Origin of the sequence: Microbacterium sp. CBA3102 (assembly GCF_007954505.1) — a bacterium.
Classification (GTDB): Bacteria; Actinomycetota; Actinomycetes; order Actinomycetales; family Microbacteriaceae; genus Microbacterium; species Microbacterium aurugineum.
The window spans coordinates 2,095,295-2,115,104 of record NZ_CP042412.1; the positions used below are offsets into that span (position 1 = coordinate 2,095,295).

Here is a 19,810-nt window from a genome sequence, read left to right on the forward strand (position 1 = left end):
GGCCCCGCCGCTGTCGAGGGCGCCCCGGTCACGATCGCGTCCGGCGCTGTGCTGCGCGGGCGCGGGGTGAGCCCCGGTCGGGTCGCGGCCCCCGTCGTGCACCTCGCGCCGGCCGTTGCTGAACCCGATGCGGACACCGTCATCGCGGTGGAGGAACGCGATGCCGAAGTGTCGGCGATCGAATGGGCGGCCGTGGCGGTGGCGGACCAGCTGCGGACGCGCACTGCCCAGGCCACGGGGGAGGCGCGGGCGATCCTCGATGCGTCGCGGCTGCTCGCCTCCGATCCCGAGCTGGTCTCCGAGGCGACCGCGCTGGTCCGTGCGAAGGGGCGCAGTGCCGCCCGTGCCGTGTGGGAGACCGGCCTGGCGCACGAGAAGGGCCTCACCGCACTGGGCGGTCGCATGGCGGAGCGCGCGGCGGACATCCGTGACGTGCGCGACAGGATCATCGCCGAGATCCTCCAAGTCGACATGCCGGGGGTGCCGGAGCGTGAGGAACCGTTCGTGCTCGTCGCGACCGACCTGTCGCCTGCCGACACGGCGACGCTCGGCGAGGGGCGGTGCGTCGGCCTCGTGACAGAGCAGGGAGGTCCGACCTCCCATACGGCGATCATCGCTCGCTCGCTCGGGCTTCCCGCGGTGGTCGGTGTGGCCGGCGCCGTCGGCATTCCTGTCGGGGCGACGCTTCTCGTCGACGGCGGCCGCGGCACGGTCGAGGTCGACCCGCCGGAGTCACGGGTCGCGGAAGCGGCGGCAGCGGCGACCGCGGTGGAGTTCGACGGGACCGGGCGTCTCGCAGACGGACACCGCGTGGCGCTGCTCGCGAACGTCGGAGGGGCCGCGGACGCCGTGAACGCGGCGGCAGCGCGCGCGGAGGGCGTGGGGCTGTTCCGGACGGAGTTCTGCTTCCTGGACAGGGCGGACGCCCCGTCGGTCGAGGAACAGACCGCCGCATACCGCGGCGTGCTCGCTGCCTTCCCCGGCCGCAAGGTGGTCGTTCGGACGCTGGATGCCGGAAGTGACAAGCCTCTCCCGTTCGCGAATGCGGATCACGAGGACAACCCGGCCCTGGGGGTCCGCGGTCTGAGGATCGCGCGTCGTCGTCCGCAGCTCCTCGACGATCAGTTGCGGGCGCTCGCCCGGGCCGCAGAAGCGGAGTCGGCGCAGGTCGAGGTGATGGCTCCGATGGTCGCGACGGTCGAAGAAGCGCGGGAGTTCGCCGAGCGGGCTCGTGCTGCGGGGATCGAACGCGCGGGCATCATGATCGAGACTCCCTCGGCCGCGTTGCTCGCCGCGGAGCTGTTCGAGGTGGTCGACTTCGTGAGTCTGGGAACGAACGACCTGGCCCAGTACACGCTCGCGGCCGACCGCCTCCTGAGTGATCTCGGCGACTTGAACGACCCGTGGCAGCCGGCCGTCCTGCGCCTGATCGGCATCGTCGGCGAGGCGGGGAGGGCGGCCGGGAAGTCCGTCGGAGTGTGCGGGGAAGCCGCGAGCGATCCCGCACTCGCCCCGGTTCTCGTGGGCCTGGGTGCGACCTCGCTGTCGATGACTCCGCGGTCGCTCGGCCGCGTCGCCGAGGCCCTCTCCGTGGTGAGCGAGGAGGACTGCCGCCGGGCTGCCGAAGCGGTGCTCGGCGCACGCACCGTCGACGAGGCGAGGGCGGTGGCGAGGACGGGGGAGGCCCACGCCGAGTTTCTCTGACCCCGGATTCATGCCCGGCGGGGAATGTTCACCGTCTCATTCCGATATCGACATCCTGGGCGCTCGTCGCCGGTCGGCAGCCTCGCCCTAGGCTCGTCGGAAACGGGTGTCGGATCGGACGCCGAAGAGGAGTCGGAGGGACACATGTCGCAGAAGCTGTCGGTACGAAAGAGCGTGATCGGTGCTCTGGCGGTGGGTGTCCTGGTGGCGCTCGCCGGCTGCGCGCCCACTCCGCAATCGACGCCGGAGCCCAGCACCGCTCCGGTCGCTCCGACGCCCGATCCCTATGCGGGGCCGATCGCCTTCGTCGGAGACGAGCTGGACTGGTTCCTCCTGAGTGCCGACGAGATCGCGGCCATGCTCCCCGATGTCGGAGAGGTCAGCCCGGCGGTCTCCTCCCTGATCCAGGTCTCCGATGGAGGTGGCCCCGAGCCTGTTCCCGCGATCTGCAGCGCGCTCGCGGCCGAGACCTCGTTGGGGTCGATCGGTGCGCGCTCCGTCACCTGGACGACGGCGGAGGACGGGAGTGACGGGTGGCTCCACGTGCTCCAGTTCGCCGACGAAGAGGCCGCGAAGGCCCGAATGGATCAGTATGTCGATGCGGCGGCGCAGTGCGTCGAATTCGAGTTCGGCGGACCGGCCACTTTCGCGTCTTCGACAGCAGAAGGCGACGGCGGCATCCGAGCCCTTGCCGGCTCGCTGATCATCACCTACTCGACCGGTGGTGGCCACAGCCTCTACAAGAGCTACGTCTCGGTCGGGAACGTGATCGTCGAGGTGTGGCAGCCGTTCACCGGTGAGCCGGCGTTCGACGCCGAGGCCGCCGCAGCGCTGCTGCGCGATCGCGCGGAGGAGGCTCGGCGGATGTTGATCGACGAGCTGACGGCGAACCCTCCTGCGCCCGTCGACACGCCCGCGGCAGCCGACCCGGCCGCGCCGTGGAGCGCCTGGCAGATCACTCCGGTGGGCGTCGGGCCGGTGCAGCTGGGCGTCGAGCTCGACGAGGCGATCGCGGCGGCGCCCGGAGCCCGCATCCAGGAACCCGAGTGGGAAGGGGGACCGACGCGACTGATCGCCGCGGATGATTCCGCGTCGCTGCTGCTCGAAACGCAGGAAGGCGGGACGTTGGTCTCGGCCCTCACCGTGGGGATCGCGAACACCGTCGGCGATCGGTCGGATGACGGAGCGGCGCTTCCGTCCGCAGACGGCGTGAAGGTCGGGGATGCCGTCTCCGTCGCCGTCGCCGCATTCCCGGAAGGCACGGACCTTCGTATCGTCTCCTCGGGGGAGTACTTCTACGAGTGGTCGACCCGAGAGGGTGTGACGCTGCGCTTCCGTCTCGACCGTGACTCGGTCGGCGACGACGGTGCCGTGATCACCGGGATCACGCTGGAGGATGCCACCCTGCGCAACGCGCTGATCTTCGGCTGACGCCTTCTCGCAGACCGATCTTCGCATCGGGCTTCATTACTAACCGATCGTTCAGTTAGTATGGGCCCGTCGGGGCACCGCTGCCGCGGCACCACGCGACGAGGAGGTCGACGATGACGGAAGCGATGACGCGCACCACGGATGCGGTGCGGGCGAACCGCGCGATGATGGAGCGCGATCAGGCCTCGGCCGCACTCGGACTCGTCGTCGAGCGCGACGACCCCGGTCACGCCGTGGTCTCGATGCGCGTGCGTGACGACATGACGAACGGGTTCCACATCACGCACGGGGGCTTCGTGTTCGCCTTGGCCGACACCGCGTTCGCGATCGCCTGCAACGAGGACGACAGGGTCACGGTCGCCGCGGGCGCCGATATCTCGTTCCTGAAGTCCACGGTCGCCGGGCAGACGCTGACCGCGACGGCCGTCCGCCGCACCCGCACCGGCCGCTCCGGCATCTATGACGTGACCGTGGTCGATGAGCTCGGCGACACGGTCGCGGAGTTCCGTGGCCGTTCGCGCACCACCACCCAGACCTTCTGACCCCCCCCCGATCCGATGGAGTCTCCCGTGTCGATGACGACCGCCGCGTCCACCCGCATCCACCCGCCCTCGGCCGACGAGCTCGACGCCGAGGAACGCATGAGCCGAGCGGAGATCGAGCGGCTTCAGCTCACCCGCCTGCAGCAGACCGTGCGCCACGCCTACGCGAACGTGCCCCTGTACACGCGCAAGTTCGATGACGCCGGAGTACACCCCGACGACATCCGCACCCTCGCCGATGTCGAGCGGCTGCCGTTCACGACGAAGGACGATCTGCGCGAGACCTACCCGTTCGGCATGTTCGCCGTGCCGATGGAGGACGTCGCTCGCATCCACGCGTCCAGTGGCACCACGGGGCGTCCGACCGTCGTGGGCTACACCCGCGGCGATCTCGATCGCTGGGGATCGCTGGTCGCCCGGTCACTGCGCGCCAGCGGCATCCGCCGGGGGATGAAGGTGCACAACGCCTACGGCTACGGCCTCTTCACCGGTGGGCTCGGTGCGCACGCAGGAATCGAAGCGCTCGGAGCCACGGTCATCCCGATGTCCGGCGGCCAGACCGCGCGACAGGTGCAGCTCATCCGCGACTTCGAGCCGGACGCGATCCTCTGCACGCCGAGCTATCTCCTGACGATCGCGGACGCGATGGTCGCGCAGGGCATCGACCCGCGCTCGACCTCGCTCCGGGTCGCGGTGCTCGGAGCGGAGCCGTGGACGAACGAGATGCGGCAGGAGCTCGAACTGCGACTCGGCATCGACGCCCTCGACATCTACGGGCTCAGCGAGGTGATGGGACCGGGCGTGGGCAACGAGTGCCTGGAGACCAAGGACGGCCCGCACCTGTGGGAGGACCACTTCCTGCCGGAGGTCATCGACGCCGAGACCCGGGCCGCGCTCCCGGACGGCGAACTCGGCGAACTCGTGTTCACCTCCCTCACCAAGGAGGCTTTCCCGGTCATCCGCTACCGCACCCGCGATCTCACCCGGCTCCTGCCCGGGACCGCTCGGCCCGGCATGCGGCGCATGGAGAAGGTGACCGGGCGCAACGACGACATGATCATCCTGCGGGGCGTGAACCTCTTCCCGACGCAGATCGAGGAACTGGTGCTCGGCATCGAGCAGTTGACCCCCCACTTCATCCTGGAGCTCTCCAAGGAGGGCCGGATGGACACGATGACCGTGCGTATCGAGCGGCACCCCGACCTCTCGGTCGAGACCTGCACCAGCGCGGCGAAGGTGCTGGCGCAGCGGATCAAGGTGTTCGTCGGCTCCACGGTCGCCGTCCAGCTCGAGGAGCCGGGCACGCTGCCGCGGAGCGAGGGCAAGTACAAGCGGGTCTACGACCTGCGCTGACCCGGGGGAGCGGTGGCCGAGCACGCCTCGCGGCCACCGCTCCCGCCGCACGGCACGATCGGATGCGAGACTGTGCATGATGTCAGAGATGCAGAGCACACGACGCGGCCGCCCGGGATACGACCAGCAGGGCATCCTCGCGGTCGCGGTCGCCGCTTTCAACGAGCACGGGTATGACGCCACGTCGATCGGCATGCTCGCCGAGCGGCTCGGACTGTCGAAGTCCGCGATCTACCACCACTTCGGGTCCAAGGACCAGATCCTCGACCTTGCTCTCGATGCGGCGCTCAGCGGACTCGAGGCCGTGGTGGACGATCCGCTTCCCGCGTCGGCGGTCGAGGCCAGCGCCGTGGCACGACTCGAGCATGTGCTCCGCGGCGCCGTGCACGTCCTGATCGCGCAGCTGCCGGCGGTCACGCTGCTGCTCCGGGTGCGCGGCAACACCGAGGTGGAGCGTCGAGCGCTGACCCGTCGTCGCGCTTTCGATCGTCGGATCACGGCCTTGGTGTCCGAGGCGCAGGCTGAGGGCGCACTGCGCGCCGACATGGACGCCAGCGTCGTCGCCCGCCTGACCTTCGGCATGATCAACTCGATCGTCGAGTGGTACCGACCCGGGGGCAGGGAAGGCGCGGATCGGCTGGCGGACGACGTCGTGGCCATCGCGCTCGACGGACTGCGTCGTCGCTGACCCGCGCCGCCCCGCCATCCCGCCACCCCGTCCTGTCGTCGAGGCCCCGTCCTGTCGTCCACGCCCCGCTGGGGCGACGCGGACTCGAGGGGGCGTCGACGACGGAAGGGGGCCTCGACGGTGGGAGGGGGCGTCGACGGCGGGAGGGGGCGTCGACGGCGGGAGGGGGCGTCGACGGCGGGAGGGGGCGTCGAGCGGACTCAGGCAGCCTCCGCCTGCTGCTTCGCGACGAGGGTGAGCACGTCGTAGGTGGCGACGATCTCCTCGCGCTGGTTCTTCAGCACCGAGTCCCAGCGCACCTCGCCGTACTCGTCGGTCTCGCGCGGGGTGATCTGCTTCGCGGTGAGCTCGACACGGATCTCGTCGCCGGGGGAGACGGGCGTCACGAAGCGCAGGTTCTCCAGCCCGGAGTTCGCGAGCACGGGGCCGGGTGCCGGATCGACGAAGAGCCCCGCCGCCCACGACACGAGCAGGTACCCGTGCGCGACACGACCGGGGAAGAACGGGTTCGCCGCCGCGGAGGTCTCGTCCATGTGCGCGTAGAAGGTGTCGCCCGTGAAGGCCGCGAACGTCTCGATGTCGTCGAGGGTCACGGTGCGGGATCCGCTCACGACCTGGTCCCCGATGCTCAGCTCGGCCAGGGACTTGCGGAACGGGTGGATCCCGCCGCTCTCCTGGTACGGACGCGCGTCCGCCCCCTGGTGCCACACGCCGGTCAGGGCCGTCATCATGGTGGGAGACCCCTGCACGGCGGTGCGCTGCATGTGATGGAGGACGGCGCGGATGCCCCCGAGCTCCTCGCCGCCGCCGGCCCGCCCCGGCCCTCCGTGGACGAGGTTCGGGAGCGGGGAGCCATGACCCGTCGAACTGCGGGCGTCATCGCGGTCGAGGAACAGGACACGACCGTTGTAGGCGGCCATTCCGGTGGTCAGGGCGACAGCGACCTCGGGGTCGTGCGTCGCCACGCTCGTCACCAGCGATCCGCCACCGCGGGCGACCAGAGCGCTCGCTTCGTCGAGGGTGCGATAGCCGAGGATGCTCGAGACCGGGCCGAACGCTTCGATCTCGTTGACCGCCGCGCTCTCGGGGTCGGTGAAGCGGAGCAGCATCGGCGCGACGAATGCGCCGTCCGGAGCTGGTCCCTCACTGCCGTCGTCGTGACGGACGTTCGGTGCGTCGGTCGATCCGACCACCAGTTCGCCGCCGCCGTCCTGCAGGCGCGACACCTGGCGCAGCACCTCGTCGCGCTGGGCGGTCGAGGCGAGGGGTCCCATCGTGACCCCCTCGGCGCGCGGATCGCCGAGGACGACGCGCTCCGAGAGGCGGGCCTGCACGGCGCGGATGACGTCGTCGACAGCTTCGGCCGGCACGATCGCGCGCCGGATCGCGGTGCACTTCTGACCGGCCTTCGTGGTCATCTCGGCCACGAGCTGTCGGACGTAGGCGTCGAACTCGGGGGTCCCGGAGACCGCGTCCGTCCCCAGGATCGAGGCGTTGATCGAGTCGGTCTCGCTCGTGAAGCGCACGCCGCCGGTCTGCACCGCATCGTGGGCGCGCAGCCGTTCGGCGGTCGATGCGGACCCGGTGAAAGCGACGAGGTCTCCCAGCCGGAGCGCCTCGAAGAGTCCGGGGACGCCGCCGGAGACGAGTTGCAGCGAGCCCTCGGGCAGGAGCTCCGATTCGACCATGATCCGCACCATGGCCTCTGCCAGATACCCGGTCGGGGTGGCCGGCTTCACCACCGTCGGCACGCCCGCGAGGAAGGCGGGGGCGAACTTCTCCAGCGCCCCCCAGACCGGGAAGTTGAACGCGTTGATCTGTACCGCGACACCGGGGAGTCGGGTGTAGATGTGCCGACCCAGGAAGGAGCCGTCCTTGGAGAGGTTCTCGATGCCGCCGTCGACATAGACCTTCGCGTTCGGAAGCTCCCGACGTCCCTTGCTGGAGTACGCGAACAACACCCCGATCCCGCCGTCGATGTCGACCCACGAGTCCTGACGGGTCGCGCCGGTGCGGCTCGAGATCTCGTACAGCTCCTCCTTGCGCGCGGTGAGGGCGAGGGCGAGCTGCTTGAGGAGCACGGCGCGCTGATGGAACGTGAGCTCACCGAGCGAGGCCTGTCCTGCCCGGCGGGCATAGGTGAGCGCGCCCTCGAGGTCGATGCCCTCCGTCGAGACGCGGGCGACGACCCGGCCGGTCGACGCATCGCGCACCTCGGCCGCATCGGTATCGGTGCCGGGCGTCCACCAGGCTCCCTGCAGATAGCTGGGGAGGATCTCCGTCATGTCTGTTCCCTTCATCAGGCGTCCCATTCGTAGAAGCCGCGTCCACTCTTGCGGCCCAGGTGTCCTTCGGCGACGAGGCGTCGCAGCAGAGTCGGTGGCTCGAAGCGCTCGCCGAGGTGGGCGGCGAGGTACTCGGCGATGCCGAGTCGGACATCGAGCCCGACGATGTCGGTCAGGCGCAGCGGACCGACCGGATGCTTGTAGCCCAGGGTCATCGCGGCATCGATGTCCTCAGCGGAGGCGACCCCTTCTTCCAGCATCCGGATCGCCTCGAGTCCGATCGCGACGCCGAGTCTCGACGACGCGAAGCCGGGGGCATCGGTCACCACGATCGGGGTCTTGTCGAGGGCGTGGATCCAGCCGCGGGCGGAGTCCACCCGCGTGGGAGCGGTCGCCGCGCCGCGGACGATCTCGACCAGCGTCGAGGCCGGCACCGGATTGAAGAAGTGCATGCCGAGGAAGCGCTCGGGGCGGTCCAGTGTCGCCGCGAGCTCGTCGATCGAGATCGACGAGGTGTTGGAGGCGAGTGCGGCCTCGGGGCCGATGGCGGCCTCGACGCGGGTGAGCGCGTCGATCTTGAGGGCGAGATCCTCGGGCACGGCTTCCACGACGAGGTCGCAGGGAGCGAACAGCGCGGTGTCCGTCCCGGTCTCGAAGCGTGCCCGGTAGGCGTCGCCGGCCTCGTGCGCCGTGCCGCGGGAGATCGATGCATCCACGGACGAGAGCACGCGCGCGGCGGCGGCGTTGGCGGCGATCTCATCGCGCTCGATCACGGTGACCTGGGAGCCCGCGAGGAGGAACGCGTGGGCGATGCCGGCGCCCATGCGCCCACCGCCGAGCACTCCCACATGGGCGGGAGCGCTGCTGCTGCTCTCGGTCATCGGTCTCTCCGTTCCAGGAAGTCGGTCATCCGTCGGAACTTCTCCGGGCTCTCGAAGAGCTCGGCCTGGGCTTCCAGGTCGACGGCGGGGTGGCGGTCGCGGGGAGCGCGGAACACGCGTTTGGTCGCGATGGTCGCTGCGGGGTCGTTGCGGCCGATCCGATCGGCGATCGCCTCGGCCGCGGTCAGCAGGTCGGCGCTCTCGTGGATCGCCGAGACGAGGCCGATGCGCAGGGCCTCCTCCGCCTTCACGGTGCGTCCGGTGAGGAGCAGCTCGATGGCCCTGGCCTCGCCGACGATCTCCTTCAACCGCCAGCTCGCGCCGGCTGCGGCGATGATGCCGAGACCCGTCTCCGGGTTGCCGATCGCGAGGGCGGGCGTCGCGATCCGGATGTCCGCGGCATAGGCGAGTTCGGCGCCGCCGCCCAGGGCGTAGCCGTCGATCGCCGCGATGACCGGCATCGGCAGCTCGGCGATGCGCACGAAGGCGTTCGCGTTGATGCCGCGCAGCGCGTCGGCGGCCCGGCGCTCGCGCAGCTGGGCGATGTCGGCACCTGCGGCGAAGACGCCGTCGGCGCCGGTGAGGATCAGGGTCCGCGGCGTCTCCTCGAGCTCGGCGCAGAGGAGGTGCAGCGCATCGATGGTCGCCTGGTCGATCGCGTTCCGTTTGTGCGGCCGATGCAGTGTGGCGATCACCCGGTCGGGGCGGCGTTCGATGAGCAGGGGCGTCTCAGGGTCGATCTCGGCGTGCATCAGACCTTCTCCAGGATCACGGCAGCGCCCTGGCCGACGCCGACGCACATCGTCGCGAGTCCGTGCACAGAACCCTCGCGCTCCATGCGACCGAGCAGCGTGAGGAGCAGCCGTGAGCCGGACGAACCGAGCGGATGGCCGAGCGCGATGGCGCCTCCGTCGGCGTTGACCCGTTCCTCATCGAGGCCGAGCCGGCGGATGCACGCGATCGACTGCGTCGCGAACGCCTCATTGAGTTCGATCGAGCCGATGTCGTCGATCGACAGGCCGGCGCGGTGCAGCGCCTTCTGCGTCGCCGGGACCGGGCCCAGGCCCATGATCTCGGGGGCGAGGCCGGCGCTCGTGCCGATGACGATCCGGGCGCGCGGCATGAGGCCGTAGCGTTCGACCGCGGCGGCGCTCGCCACCACCACCGCTGAGGCGCCGTCGTTGAGCGCACTCGAGTTGCCGGCGGTCACGACCGTGCCTCCGGCGACGACGGGACGCAGCCGCGCGAGTGCGTCGAGGGTGGTCTCGGGGCGCGGGCCTTCGTCGACCAGCACCTCCCCGGCGCCGACCGGGACGCCGACGATCTCGGGGGCGAAGCGGCCCGCGGTGATCGCCGCGATGGCGCGCTGCTGGGAGCGCAGAGCGAAGGCATCCGCCTCGTCGCGGGTGATCCCGTCGACGCGGGCGACCTCTTCCGCGGTCTCGGGCATCGTGAAGGTCGCCTTGTCCCGAGCCTGGAGCCGGGGGTTCGGGAAGCGCCAGCCGATCGAGGTGTCGAAGGCGGCCCCGGGCTTGGCCCATGCCTTCTCCGGCTTGGCCTGCACCCAGGGTGCTCGCGTCATGGATTCGACGCCGCCCGCGACGATGATGTCGGCGTCACCGGCACGGATCGCCTGCGCGGCCATCGTGACGGCGGACATCCCCGAGGCGCACAGCCGGTTCACCGTGATGCCGGGGACCGTGTCGGGGAGTCCGGCGAGCAGCACCGCCATCCGCGCGACGTTGCGGTTGTCCTCGCCGGCCTGGTTCGCCGCACCGAGGATCACCTCGTCGATCTCGATCGAGGTGGCGTCGATGCCCGCCCGACGCACGGCTTCCGCGACGACGATCGCAGCGAGGTCGTCGGGGCGGACGGAAGCGAGAGAGCCTCCGTATCGGCCGACGGGGGTGCGTGCGCCTGCGACGAGGAATGCCTCGGTCATGCGGATCTCCTGACTGCGTCGTCTCGGTGCTGGCCGTGCCATACGATCGGCCAGTGAATTACTGACCGATCGTATGGTAATTATGGCACAGGCGCGGAGTCCGCCGCGATGCCGGCGGGCCGATCCGTGGTCAGACCGACAGATCGATGCCCTTGGTCTCCTTCACCAAGGACACCCCGATGAGCGAGATCACGGATGCCACGGCGATGTAGACGCCGATCGTCCATGCCGCCTGGAACTGGTTCAACAGGGCCTCGGCGATCATCGGCGCGAACGCCCCACCGAGGATGGCGCCGAGCGCGTACCCGATCGAGACGCCCGAGTACCGCACGTTCGCCGGGAACATCTCGGCGTACAGCGCCGCCTGCGGGCCGTAGGAGAGGCCGAGCGCGAACGTCATCACGAAGAGCGCCACGAAGTACCAGAGGATGTTCGCGGTGTCGATCAGGAACCACATCGGCACCGCCCACAGAGCGAGCGCCACGTAGCCGATCTGGAAGGTGCGGATCCGACCGAGCCGATCGGAGAGGTGTCCGCCCCACAGGGTGAAGACGAGCCAGCCGAACGAGGCGAGCGTCGTCGCCAGCAGCACCGGAGGTCGATCCATGCCGAGCGCCGTGACCGCGTAGGTGGCGAAGAACGCGATCAGCAGGTAGCCGGCGGCATTGTTCGCGATGAAGATGACGGCGGTCAGGATGACCTGCTTGGTGTTCTGGCGGAACAGCCGGCCGAGCGGCGCGGAGGCCTCCTTGCGGCGACGCACCAGATCTTCGAAGATCGGGCTCTCGTCGACGGCGCGGCGGATCACGTGCCCGACTCCGATCAACACGATCGACAGCAGGAAGGGGATGCGCCAGCCCCACTCGAGGAACGCCTCGGGGGACATCGAGCTCGTGAGCACCCACAGCGTGAACGTCGCGAGGATCATGCCGACCGGCACGCCGATCTGCGGGAAGGCGCCGAACAGCCCGCGACGTCCGCGCGGAGCGTGCTCGACGGCCATCAGGGCTGCGCCGCCCCACTCGCCGCCCGCGGAGAAGCCCTGCAGGATGCGGAGCAGGATCAGCAGGATCGGCGCAGCGACGCCGATCGCCGCGTAGGTGGGGAGGACGCCGATCAGCGAGGTCGACAGTCCCATCATGATGAGGGTGAAGACGAGCATCTTCTTGCGGCCGAGCTTGTCACCGAGATGCCCCGCGACGATGGCGCCCAGGGGGCGGAAGAGGAAGGAGATGCCGATCGTGGCGAAAGAGAGCACCTGTGCGAAGCCGGGGCTGGACTCCGCGATGGGGGCGAGGAAGAGGGGAGCGAGCACCAGCCCCGCGGCCTGCGCGTAGATGAAGAAGTCGTACCACTCGATCGACGTCCCGACGAGGGTGCCGGCGAGTACTCGCCGTTCTTCGGCGGGCATCCTGCTCTTCTGAGTGGGACCGGAAACTGCTGTCGTCATGCGAACTCCGTTGTTCTGCGATTCGGGTTCGACGGCCGGGCGCCGTCGAGCATTCATGACCGAATGGTCGGTCAGTTAATCGCCGAGCGTATCGCATCGGAGCCGCCGCCGTGTAGGGGAAGCGGTATTCGGGTCAGATCCTCCCGTAGGCGCGCAGCGGATGCTCGATGAGCTCGGTCACCCGGCGCAGGAACCCTGCGGCGTATCCGCCATCGCACACGCGGTGGTCGAACACGAGCGACAGCTGCGCGATGCGCCGGACGACGATCGCACCCTCCACGACCCACGGGCGCTCGATGATCCGGCCGATGCCGAGGATCGCGACGTCCGGGTGGTTGATGATCGCGGCCGAGCCGTCGACGCCGAGGCCGCCGTAGTTGTTGAGGGTGAAGGTCGAACCGCGCAGGCGCTCCGGCGGCATCGATCCGGCTCGCGCTGTGGCGGCGAGCTCTCGCAGAGCGGTGTCGAGCTGATCCACGGTCAGCGCGTGCGCCCGCGGGAGGACGGGCACCAGCAGGCCGCGCTCGGTGTCCGCCGCGATGCCGAGGTTCACGCCGTCGAACGAGATCACCTCCTCGCCGCTCTCGCTGAGCCGCGATGCCAGCACGGGGAAGTCTTCGAGCGCGAGCAGGACGAAGCGCGCGAGCAGGGCCGTCACCGACGGGGCCCTGCCTCCCTCCGGCGCCATCCGTGCACGGAGGTCCCACAGCTCCGTCGCATCGACATCGACCCAGACGGTCGCCTCGGGAATCTCGGACCGGCTGCGGGTGAGCGTGGCGCTGACGGCTCGACGAAGGGGCGACATCCGCTCGCGCGACACCACGCCCAGTCCGTCGACGGTCCCGTCGCTCCCGGTGGCCACGCGGTGATGTGCCGCGGCGCCGTCCACGGCGTTCTCGACCGCGGCCTGCAGCACGTCGGCGCGGGTGATCGCCCCGTCCGGACCGGTCGCGGTGATCGAATGCACGTCGAGTCCCAGATCCCGGGCGAGTCGGCGCACGAGCGGAGACCGGACCGCGACCGGGCGACGGTCGCGCGCAGACTCCGGCGTCGTGCGCTCGGGGGCCGGGGGAGCGGGCGGAGTGGGCGTGGCCGCGGCGGACGGACGGCGCCGCCCCTTCGCAGCGGGGGCCGTGGTGCCGTAGCCGATCAGGACGTTGCCCGAGCCGGCGCGCTCCTCCTCCCGGTACGCCTCGTGCTCGATCTCCGTCGGAGTGGTCTCCTGTTCCTCGGGGGCGGAGACGTCGTCGGCGTGCGGGGCGGCTGTCGGGTCGACGACCTCGAGCACCGGGGCGCCGACGTCGATCGTGTCGCCGACCGCGCCGTGCAGTGCGGTCACGACACCGGCGAACGGGGACGGCAACTCGACGACGCTCTTGGCCGTCTCCACCTCGGCGATGGGCTGGTCGGTGACGATCGTGTCGCCGACCGCGACGAGCCACTGCACGAGGCCCGCCTCGGTCAGTCCCTCGCCCAGGTCGGGCAGGCGGAACACGTGAGTGGCCTGCGCGGACGTGGTCGGGGTGCTCATGCCTCGTCCTCCCAGTGCAGCGTGTCGATCGCGTCGAGCACGCGGTCGACGTCGGGCAGATACCAGTGCTCGAACTTCGGCGGCGCATAGGGGGTGTCGAAGCCGGTGACCCTGCGCACGGGGGCGGCGAGATACTCGAAGCAGCGCTCGAACACGCGCGCCTGGATCTCGGATGCGACGCTCACATAGCCCGGGGCTTCGGCGATGACCACGGCGCGGCCCGTGGACTTCACAGCCGCGGTGACGGTCGCGTCGTCGAAGGGGGAGAGCGAGCGGACGTCGACGACCTGCACACTGCGTCCTTCCGTGGCGGCGACCTCGGCGACCTCGAGCGCGAGGGGGACGGAGGAGCCGTAGGCGAGGAGTGTCACGTCCGTCCCGGCCCGGGCGACACGCGCGGTGCCGAGCCGGGCGGTCTGCGCGGTGTCGACCTCGCCCTTGGCCCAGTAGAGCTTCTTCGGTTCCAGGAAGATCACGGGGTCGGGCGAGGAGATGGCCGCGCGCAGCAACGAGTACGCGTCCTGCGGCGTGGCGGGACTGACGACCGTGAGACCGGGGGTGTGCGCGTAGTACGCCTCGGAGGAGTCGCAGTGGTGCTCGACGCCGCCGATGCCGCCGCCGAACGGGATGCGGATCACCAGCGGCATCCGCAGGCCACCGCGCGTGCGGTTCCCGAGCTTGGCGACATGGCTGACGATCTGCTCGAACGCGGGGAGCGCGAACGCGTCGAACTGCAACTCGACGACAGGGTGCAGGCCGTTCATCGCCATGCCGACGGCGGTTCCCACGATGCCGGATTCCGCGAGGGGGGTGTCGAAGCAGCGATCCTCGCCGTAGCGGGCCGTGAGGCCGTCGGTGATGCGGAAGACACCGCCGAGCGCTCCCACGTCCTCGCCGAAGACCACCACGTCCGGATCGGACTCGATCGCATCGGCGAGAGCACGATTGAGGGCGGCAGCCATCGTCATGGTGGTCGTCGTCCCGACGTCGCTGTGCGTCGTGGTGTCGTCCTGCGCGATGGTCATCGGTGGCCTCCGTTCGTGGCGGTGTCCGCGTCGGCGAGCCGTGAGCGTTCGATCTCGTCTCGCAGCAGGTGCCACTGCTCGTCCAACTGCGGCGATCGGGTCGCGGTCACGTGGCGGAACAGGTCTTCGGGGTCGAGCTCGGCGTCGGTGTTCAGGGCGGCGCGCATGGCGGTCGCGATCTCCTCGGCGCCGGCGGCGAAGCGCTCCTCGGCGTCCGCGTCGAGAGCGCCCGTGGCGGTGAGGTGCGCGCGCAAGCGGGTGAGGGGATCGCGGGCGACCCAGGCCTGGACCTCGGCCCGCTCGCGGTAGCGGGTGTCGTCGTCGGCATTGGTGTGCGCCTGCATCCGGTACGTGTGAGCCTCGACGAGCGAGGGGCCTCCGCCGGTGCGCGCTCGCTCCACGGCCTCGCCGAGCACGGCCAGCACCGCGGCGACGTCGTTTCCGTCGACCCGCTGGCCGGGCATCCCATAGCCGATCGCCTTGTGCGCGAGGGAGGGGGCGGCGGTCTGCCGGGAGAGCGGGACGGAGATGGCGAACTCGTTGTTCTGCACGAAGAACACGACCGGGACGTGGAACACGGCCGCGAAGTTCATGGCTTCGTGGAAGTCGCCCTCGCTCGTGGCCCCGTCGCCGCAGAGGGCGAGCACCACGGTCTCCTCTCCCCGATGCTTCGCGGCCTGCGCGAAGCCGACCGCGTGCAGCAGCTGGGTCGCCAACGGGGTCGCCTGAGGCGCGACGCGGTGGGCGCGGACGTCGTACCCCGAGTGCCAGTCGCCCTTGAGGAGTACGAGCGCGTCAGCGGGTTCGACCCCGCGGGCGATGACGGCGACCGAATCGCGGTACGTCGGGAACAGCCAGTCTTCGGCTCCGAGGACCATCGCGGCGCCGACCTGGCATGCTTCCTGGCCTTGGGAAGAGGGGTAGACGGCAAGACGCCCCTGGCGCACGAGCGCGCCGGCCTGATCGTTGATCCGTCGTCCCTCGACGAGTCCTCGGTAGGCGGCCAGAAGGGTCTCGCCGTCGGGGAGCGGGTAGGGCGCGTCCGCGATGGGGGTGCCGTTCTCGTCGATCAGTTGCACCGCGGTGTCTCGCGGGAGCAGGTCGGTGTGCAGCATGCGTTCGCCCTCCTTGCCGAACTCGTTGGAGACAGCATGCCTCCGTGTGCGACAGTCATCCAAGATCGTTCGCTGAATCCTGGATGAAAGCGCATCGAATAGGGCATTCTTGATCGAAGTGTCAGGATTCTCCGGCCGGCGGAAGGGGTCACATGATCGCGTTGGACGACACGGATCGAGCGATCCTCGAGGAACTGCGCCGCGATGCGCGCTCCTCGATGACGGCGATCGCGGACGCCGTGCACATCTCGCGCGCCGGCGCGCATGCGCGGATCAAACGGCTCACCGACGCGGGGGTGATCATCGGGTACTCGGTGCGCACCGACCCCGTCCTCCTCGGGCACCATGCGAGTGCGTACGTCACGCTCGCCATCGAGCAGGCCACCTGGCAGGCGGTGAGTGAGCGGTTGCGCGCGATCCCCGAGATCGAGCACATGGCGTTGGTCGGCGGCGACTTCGACGTGATCCTGCTCGTGCGGGCCAACGATGCCCGCGATCTGCGCCGCATCGTGCTGGAGGACATCCAGGCGATCCCGTCGATCCGTTCGACCAGGACCACACTGATCTTCGAGGACTACCCGCGGGCCTGAGCGTCTCGCATGTCCGTGCCTCCCGGATCCGTTTTCGTGCCGCCCGGTCCGCCCCGCCCGAAATGAAGGAGAACTCACGTTTCGAAGGACTGAATCCCGTGGATGCTCCTTCAAAGCGTGAGTTCTCCTTCAGGGTGTGAGTTCTCCTTCAGGGCGTGAGTCTTCCTTCAAAGCGTGGGTTCTCCTTCGTGCGGGACAGGTGCGGGGCAGGCGCGGGGGCACGGCATCATTCGCACTCGGACATCTGCGGCGCGCTCCGCGACAAGTGCCGGGAGGAACGCCGGTCGAGAATGAGAGGACGACCAGCTTCTCGACCGTCGCTGGCCCGCGTCACGCTCGAAGGAGAGTCCCCGATGTCCGATTCCGCCGCTTCCGCAGCCGCTGCGCTGCTCGACCGCATCCAGGCGCCGGAAGGCGCAGGCCGGGAGATCCCGGATGCCGCGACCCGGGAGGTCATCGGTCGTGCACCCGTCGCCACGGTCGACGACCTCGACGCAGCGATCGCTCGTGCGAAGGCGGCCCAGCCGGCGTGGGAGGCCCTCGGGCACGAGGAGCGCAGCGCGCTGCTCCTCGCCGCGGCCGACGCCATCGACGCGAATGCCGAGGGACTGGCGTACCTGCTCTCGCGCGAGCAGGGGAAGCCGCTGAACGGCCCGAACGCCCGCTTCGAGCTCGGAGCCTGCTCCGCCTGGCTGCGCACGAACGCCACGACGACGATCGAGCCGCAGATCCTGGTCGACGACGAGACGCTGCATGCCGAGCTCGTCTACAAGGCAGCCGGCGTCGTCGGTGCCATCGGCCCGTGGAACTGGCCGCTCATGATCACGGTCTGGCAGATCGGGCCCTCCCTGCGGATGGGCAACACCGTCGTGGCGAAGCCGAGCGAGTACACGCCGTTGAGCGTGCTCGCGATGATCGCGGTGATCAACGACGTGCTGCCCGCGGATGTCCTGATCGGCGTCTCCGGCGACCGTGAGGTCGGCGCCCGGCTCGCCTCGCACCCCGACATCGCCAAGATCATGTTCACCGGCTCCACCGCGACCGGGCGTCGCATCATCGAGAGCTCCGCCGGCAACCTGGCGCGCCTGACGCTCGAGCTCGGTGGCAACGACGCCGGCATCGTGCTTCCCGGCACCGACCCGGCAGCGATCGCGGAAGACCTCTTCTGGGGCGCGTTCATCAACACCGGGCAGACCTGCGCCGCGATGAAGCGCCTGTACGTGCACGATTCGGTCTACGACGAGGTCGTCGCCGCGCTCGCCGCCATCGCCGGATCGGTGCCGATGGGGAACGGGCTCGACGAGAACAACGTCCTGGGTCCGCTGCAGAACCGCGCCCAGTTCGACATCGTCAGCCGCTTGGTCGACGATGCGAAGAGCCGCGGCGCCCGCATCGTCACCGGTGGCGAGTCCGCCCCTGAGCTGGGCGAGCTCTTCTACCGGCCCACCATCGTCGCCGACATCGACAATGACGCGGCACTGGTGCAGGAGGAGCAGTTCGGTCCCGCGCTCCCGGTGATTCGCTACACCGACGTGGACGAGGCCTTCACCTGGGCGAACGCCCTGGACGCGGGGCTCGGCGCCTCCGTCTGGTCGAGCGACCCCGAGGCGGCACGGGAGGCGGCCTCGCGGATGCAGTCCGGCACGGTGTGGATCAACTCCCACGGCGGGCTGCACCCGATGGTGCCGTTCGGTGGAGTGAAGAGCTCGGGCTACGGGCTGGAGTTCGGGGTCGAGGGACTCAAGTCCGTCGCCGTGACCCAGGTCGTGTCGGGACCCGGCCGGAAGGGCTGACCCGTGCGCTCTGCCATCGTCGTCGGAGCAGGAACCTCGGGATCGATCGTCGCGCGTCGCCTCGTGGATGCCGGTGTCGCGGTGACCCTGGTCGAGGCCGGCGGATACGACACCAACCCGGCCATCCACGACCCCTCCCGGGCGGGCGAGCTCTGGCATTCCGCGGAGGACTGGGACTACTTCACCGTGCCGCAGGAGCACGCGGGCGGCCGTCGGTTGCACCTGCCTCGCGGCAAGGTCACCGGGGGATCGCACGCGTTGAACGCGATGATCTGGGTGCGTGGCGCGGCGTCCGACTACGACGCCTGGGAACGCGGAGGTGCGACCGGGTGGAGCTGGGCCGACGTCGAGCCCGTCTACGACGCGATCGAGAACGATCTGCTCCCGGTGACCGACGACTACGCGCTCTCGCCGATCCAGGCCTCGATCATCGATGCTGCGGTGCAGGAGGGGCTTCCGCGCAATCCGGACTACAACAGCGGCACGCTCGACGGGGTCTCGCAAGAGCAGGTGACCATGCGCGACGGTCGCCGGGTGAACACCTGGACGGCCTACGCGCAGCCCATCGCCGATCGGCTGACGATCCTCACCGGACGCGAGGTGCACTCGGTGATCATCCGGGACGGAAGGGCGGTCGGCGTGCAGCTCGGGGAGGGGGAGGGGCCCGAGGAGGTCCTCGCCGACGAGGTGATCCTCGCAGCCGGCGCGATCGGCTCGCCCGTGATCCTGCTCCGCTCGGGAATCGGTCCCGCGGCCGACCTCACCGCGCTCGGCATTCCGGTGGTGCAGGACTCGCCCGGGGTCGGGCAGAACCTGCACGACCATCTGCTCTCACCGGTGATCTTCACGACGGGGCGTCCGGTCGGGCCTCCGCAGGCCGGGGTGTCGGTCACGCAGAGCCACCTCTTCTGGCGCAGCCGCGACGACCTCGCGGAGCCCGACACTCAGCCGATCCACTTCTCCGTTCCCATGTGGGGGGAGCTCGAGCCGCGCGGCGACGACGGGTTCACCCTGATGGCCGGGCTGGTGACGCCGCACAGCCGCGGAGCCCTCCGGCTCTCCGGCCCGGGACTCGCCGACCTTCCGGAGATCGACCTGGCGGCGCTCGAAGACGATCGCGATGTGGCCTCCCTCGCCGCGTCCGTGCGGCAGGCGCGTCGGATCGGAGCACGCCCGGCACTCGCCGAGGACTGGGGTGCGGTCGAGGTCTACCCCGGGCCCGAGGTGTCGGACTCCGGCGTCGAGGACTGGGTGCGGCGCACCGCCATCACCTACCACCACCAGGTCGGCACGTGCCGCATGGGGACGGACCCCGAGGCTGTTGTCGATCCCCGGTTGCGCGTCCACGGTGTCGCGGGGTTGCGGGTGATCGATGCCTCGGTGATGCCGACCGTGCCCACCGGCAACACGAACGCCCCCGCCGCGATGATCGGCGAACGCGGCGCCCAGTTCTTCCTGGAGGGCTGAGGGCGATGTCGAG

General features: G+C 70.1%; 16 protein-coding genes. 8 read left to right on the forward strand and 8 right to left on the reverse strand.

Features of this window, described 5'->3' with window-relative positions:
- Positions 1-33 precede the first annotated feature (33 nt).
- The 5 genes from ptsP (at position 34) to FGL91_RS10045 (ending at position 5,718) form a co-directional block, all read left to right on the forward strand.
- Positions 34-1,704: a phosphoenolpyruvate--protein phosphotransferase gene (gene ptsP, locus FGL91_RS10025; protein ID WP_416202666.1), complete on the forward strand. Its 1,671-nt coding sequence runs from the start codon at positions 34-36 to the stop codon at positions 1,702-1,704.
- A gap of 144 nt (positions 1,705-1,848) precedes the next feature.
- Positions 1,849-3,135: a sensor domain-containing protein gene (locus tag FGL91_RS10030; RefSeq protein ID WP_153243739.1), complete on the forward strand. Its 1,287-nt coding sequence runs from the start codon at positions 1,849-1,851 to the stop codon at positions 3,133-3,135.
- 113 nt (positions 3,136-3,248) lie between these two features.
- The gene (gene paaI / locus FGL91_RS10035; protein ID WP_131494530.1) at positions 3,249-3,677 is read left to right on the forward strand and encodes a hydroxyphenylacetyl-CoA thioesterase PaaI; all 429 of its coding nucleotides are present in this window, start codon (positions 3,249-3,251) and stop codon (positions 3,675-3,677) included.
- A gap of 27 nt (positions 3,678-3,704) precedes the next feature.
- Positions 3,705-5,030 carry a phenylacetate--CoA ligase PaaK gene (paaK, locus tag FGL91_RS10040; RefSeq protein WP_407665261.1) on the forward strand — a complete coding sequence of 442 codons (1,326 nt, stop codon included), beginning with the start codon at positions 3,705-3,707 and terminating at the stop codon, positions 5,028-5,030.
- 79 nt (positions 5,031-5,109) lie between these two features.
- Entirely contained in the window at positions 5,110-5,718 is a 609-nt protein-coding gene (locus FGL91_RS10045) for a TetR/AcrR family transcriptional regulator (protein WP_081997108.1), read from the forward strand.
- A gap of 200 nt (positions 5,719-5,918) precedes the next feature.
- Here FGL91_RS10045 and paaZ read toward each other — a convergent pair whose 3' ends face one another.
- The 8 genes from paaZ to pdhA form a co-directional block, all read right to left on the reverse strand.
- The gene (gene paaZ / locus FGL91_RS10050; RefSeq protein WP_153243740.1) at positions 5,919-8,003 is read right to left on the reverse strand and encodes a phenylacetic acid degradation bifunctional protein PaaZ; all 2,085 of its coding nucleotides are present in this window, start codon (positions 8,001-8,003) and stop codon (positions 5,919-5,921) included.
- Positions 8,004-8,017: 14 nt separating this feature from the next.
- Positions 8,018-8,884, reverse strand: a complete 867-nt coding sequence (locus FGL91_RS10055) for a 3-hydroxyacyl-CoA dehydrogenase family protein (RefSeq protein ID WP_153243741.1) — start codon at positions 8,882-8,884, stop codon at positions 8,018-8,020.
- The gene (locus tag FGL91_RS10060) at positions 8,881-9,636 is read right to left on the reverse strand and encodes an enoyl-CoA hydratase/isomerase family protein (protein WP_194239190.1); all 756 of its coding nucleotides are present in this window, start codon (positions 9,634-9,636) and stop codon (positions 8,881-8,883) included. Before FGL91_RS10060 ends, FGL91_RS10055 begins: the two co-directional genes overlap by 4 nt.
- On the reverse strand, positions 9,636-10,826 hold the full coding sequence (locus FGL91_RS10065) for an acetyl-CoA C-acyltransferase (RefSeq protein ID WP_153243742.1): 1,191 nt from the start codon (positions 10,824-10,826) through the stop codon (positions 9,636-9,638). Before FGL91_RS10065 ends, FGL91_RS10060 begins: the two co-directional genes overlap by 1 nt.
- Before the next feature lie 130 nt (positions 10,827-10,956).
- Positions 10,957-12,276 (reverse strand): MFS transporter, encoded by a 1,320-nt coding sequence (locus FGL91_RS10070; protein WP_153243743.1) that lies wholly within the window; start codon positions 12,274-12,276, stop codon positions 10,957-10,959.
- A 133-nt stretch (positions 12,277-12,409) separates the two neighbouring features.
- Entirely contained in the window at positions 12,410-13,807 is a 1,398-nt protein-coding gene (locus tag FGL91_RS10075) for a dihydrolipoamide acetyltransferase family protein (RefSeq protein WP_153243744.1), read from the reverse strand.
- Positions 13,804-14,832 carry an alpha-ketoacid dehydrogenase subunit beta gene (locus FGL91_RS10080; protein ID WP_194239191.1) on the reverse strand — a complete coding sequence of 343 codons (1,029 nt, stop codon included), beginning with the start codon at positions 14,830-14,832 and terminating at the stop codon, positions 13,804-13,806. The genes FGL91_RS10075 and FGL91_RS10080 overlap by 4 nt, the downstream gene beginning before the upstream one ends.
- Positions 14,829-15,947, reverse strand: coding sequence for a pyruvate dehydrogenase (acetyl-transferring) E1 component subunit alpha (gene pdhA, locus FGL91_RS10085; RefSeq protein WP_131493801.1), 1,119 nt, complete (start codon positions 15,945-15,947; stop codon positions 14,829-14,831). The genes FGL91_RS10080 and pdhA overlap by 4 nt, the downstream gene beginning before the upstream one ends.
- A gap of 152 nt (positions 15,948-16,099) precedes the next feature.
- Between pdhA and FGL91_RS10090 the strand changes: the two genes are divergently transcribed.
- The 3 genes from FGL91_RS10090 to FGL91_RS10100 all read left to right on the forward strand — a co-directional run bounded on the left by FGL91_RS10090 (position 16,100) and on the right by FGL91_RS10100 (position 19,797).
- A complete protein-coding gene (locus FGL91_RS10090) occupies positions 16,100-16,537 on the forward strand; it encodes an Lrp/AsnC family transcriptional regulator (protein WP_194239192.1) in 438 nt (145 codons plus the stop codon).
- A 353-nt stretch (positions 16,538-16,890) separates the two neighbouring features.
- Positions 16,891-18,330, forward strand: a complete 1,440-nt coding sequence (locus tag FGL91_RS10095) for an aldehyde dehydrogenase family protein (RefSeq protein WP_194239193.1) — start codon at positions 16,891-16,893, stop codon at positions 18,328-18,330.
- Positions 18,331-18,333: 3 nt separating this feature from the next.
- Positions 18,334-19,797 (forward strand): GMC family oxidoreductase, encoded by a 1,464-nt coding sequence (locus FGL91_RS10100; RefSeq protein WP_153243745.1) that lies wholly within the window; start codon positions 18,334-18,336, stop codon positions 19,795-19,797.
- Positions 19,798-19,810: the final 13 nt, after the last annotated feature.

What these genes read in the sequence shown, in the direction of transcription:
- FGL91_RS10045 (WP_081997108.1), top strand. Translation starts at nt 5,110, where the DNA reads ATGTCAGAGATGCAGAGCACACGACGCGGCCGCCCGGGATACGACCAG.
- FGL91_RS10075 (WP_153243744.1), bottom strand. Translation starts at nt 13,807, where the DNA reads ATGAGCACCCCGACCACGTCCGCGCAGGCCACTCACGTGTTCCGCCTG.
- FGL91_RS10070 (WP_153243743.1), bottom strand. Translation starts at nt 12,276, where the DNA reads ATGACGACAGCAGTTTCCGGTCCCACTCAGAAGAGCAGGATGCCCGCC.
- FGL91_RS10065 (WP_153243742.1), bottom strand. Translation starts at nt 10,826, where the DNA reads ATGACCGAGGCATTCCTCGTCGCAGGCGCACGCACCCCCGTCGGCCGA.
- FGL91_RS10095 (WP_194239193.1), top strand. Translation starts at nt 16,891, where the DNA reads ATGTCCGATTCCGCCGCTTCCGCAGCCGCTGCGCTGCTCGACCGCATC.
- FGL91_RS10090 (WP_194239192.1), top strand. Translation starts at nt 16,100, where the DNA reads ATGATCGCGTTGGACGACACGGATCGAGCGATCCTCGAGGAACTGCGC.
- paaZ (WP_153243740.1), bottom strand. Translation starts at nt 8,003, where the DNA reads ATGACGGAGATCCTCCCCAGCTATCTGCAGGGAGCCTGGTGGACGCCC.
- FGL91_RS10055 (WP_153243741.1), bottom strand. Translation starts at nt 8,884, where the DNA reads ATGACCGAGAGCAGCAGCAGCGCTCCCGCCCATGTGGGAGTGCTCGGC.
- paaI (WP_131494530.1), top strand. Translation starts at nt 3,249, where the DNA reads ATGACGGAAGCGATGACGCGCACCACGGATGCGGTGCGGGCGAACCGC.
- pdhA (WP_131493801.1), bottom strand. Translation starts at nt 15,947, where the DNA reads ATGCTGCACACCGACCTGCTCCCGCGAGACACCGCGGTGCAACTGATC.
- FGL91_RS10030 (WP_153243739.1), top strand. Translation starts at nt 1,849, where the DNA reads ATGTCGCAGAAGCTGTCGGTACGAAAGAGCGTGATCGGTGCTCTGGCG.
- FGL91_RS10080 (WP_194239191.1), bottom strand. Translation starts at nt 14,832, where the DNA reads ATGACCATCGCGCAGGACGACACCACGACGCACAGCGACGTCGGGACG.
- FGL91_RS10060 (WP_194239190.1), bottom strand. Translation starts at nt 9,636, where the DNA reads ATGCACGCCGAGATCGACCCTGAGACGCCCCTGCTCATCGAACGCCGC.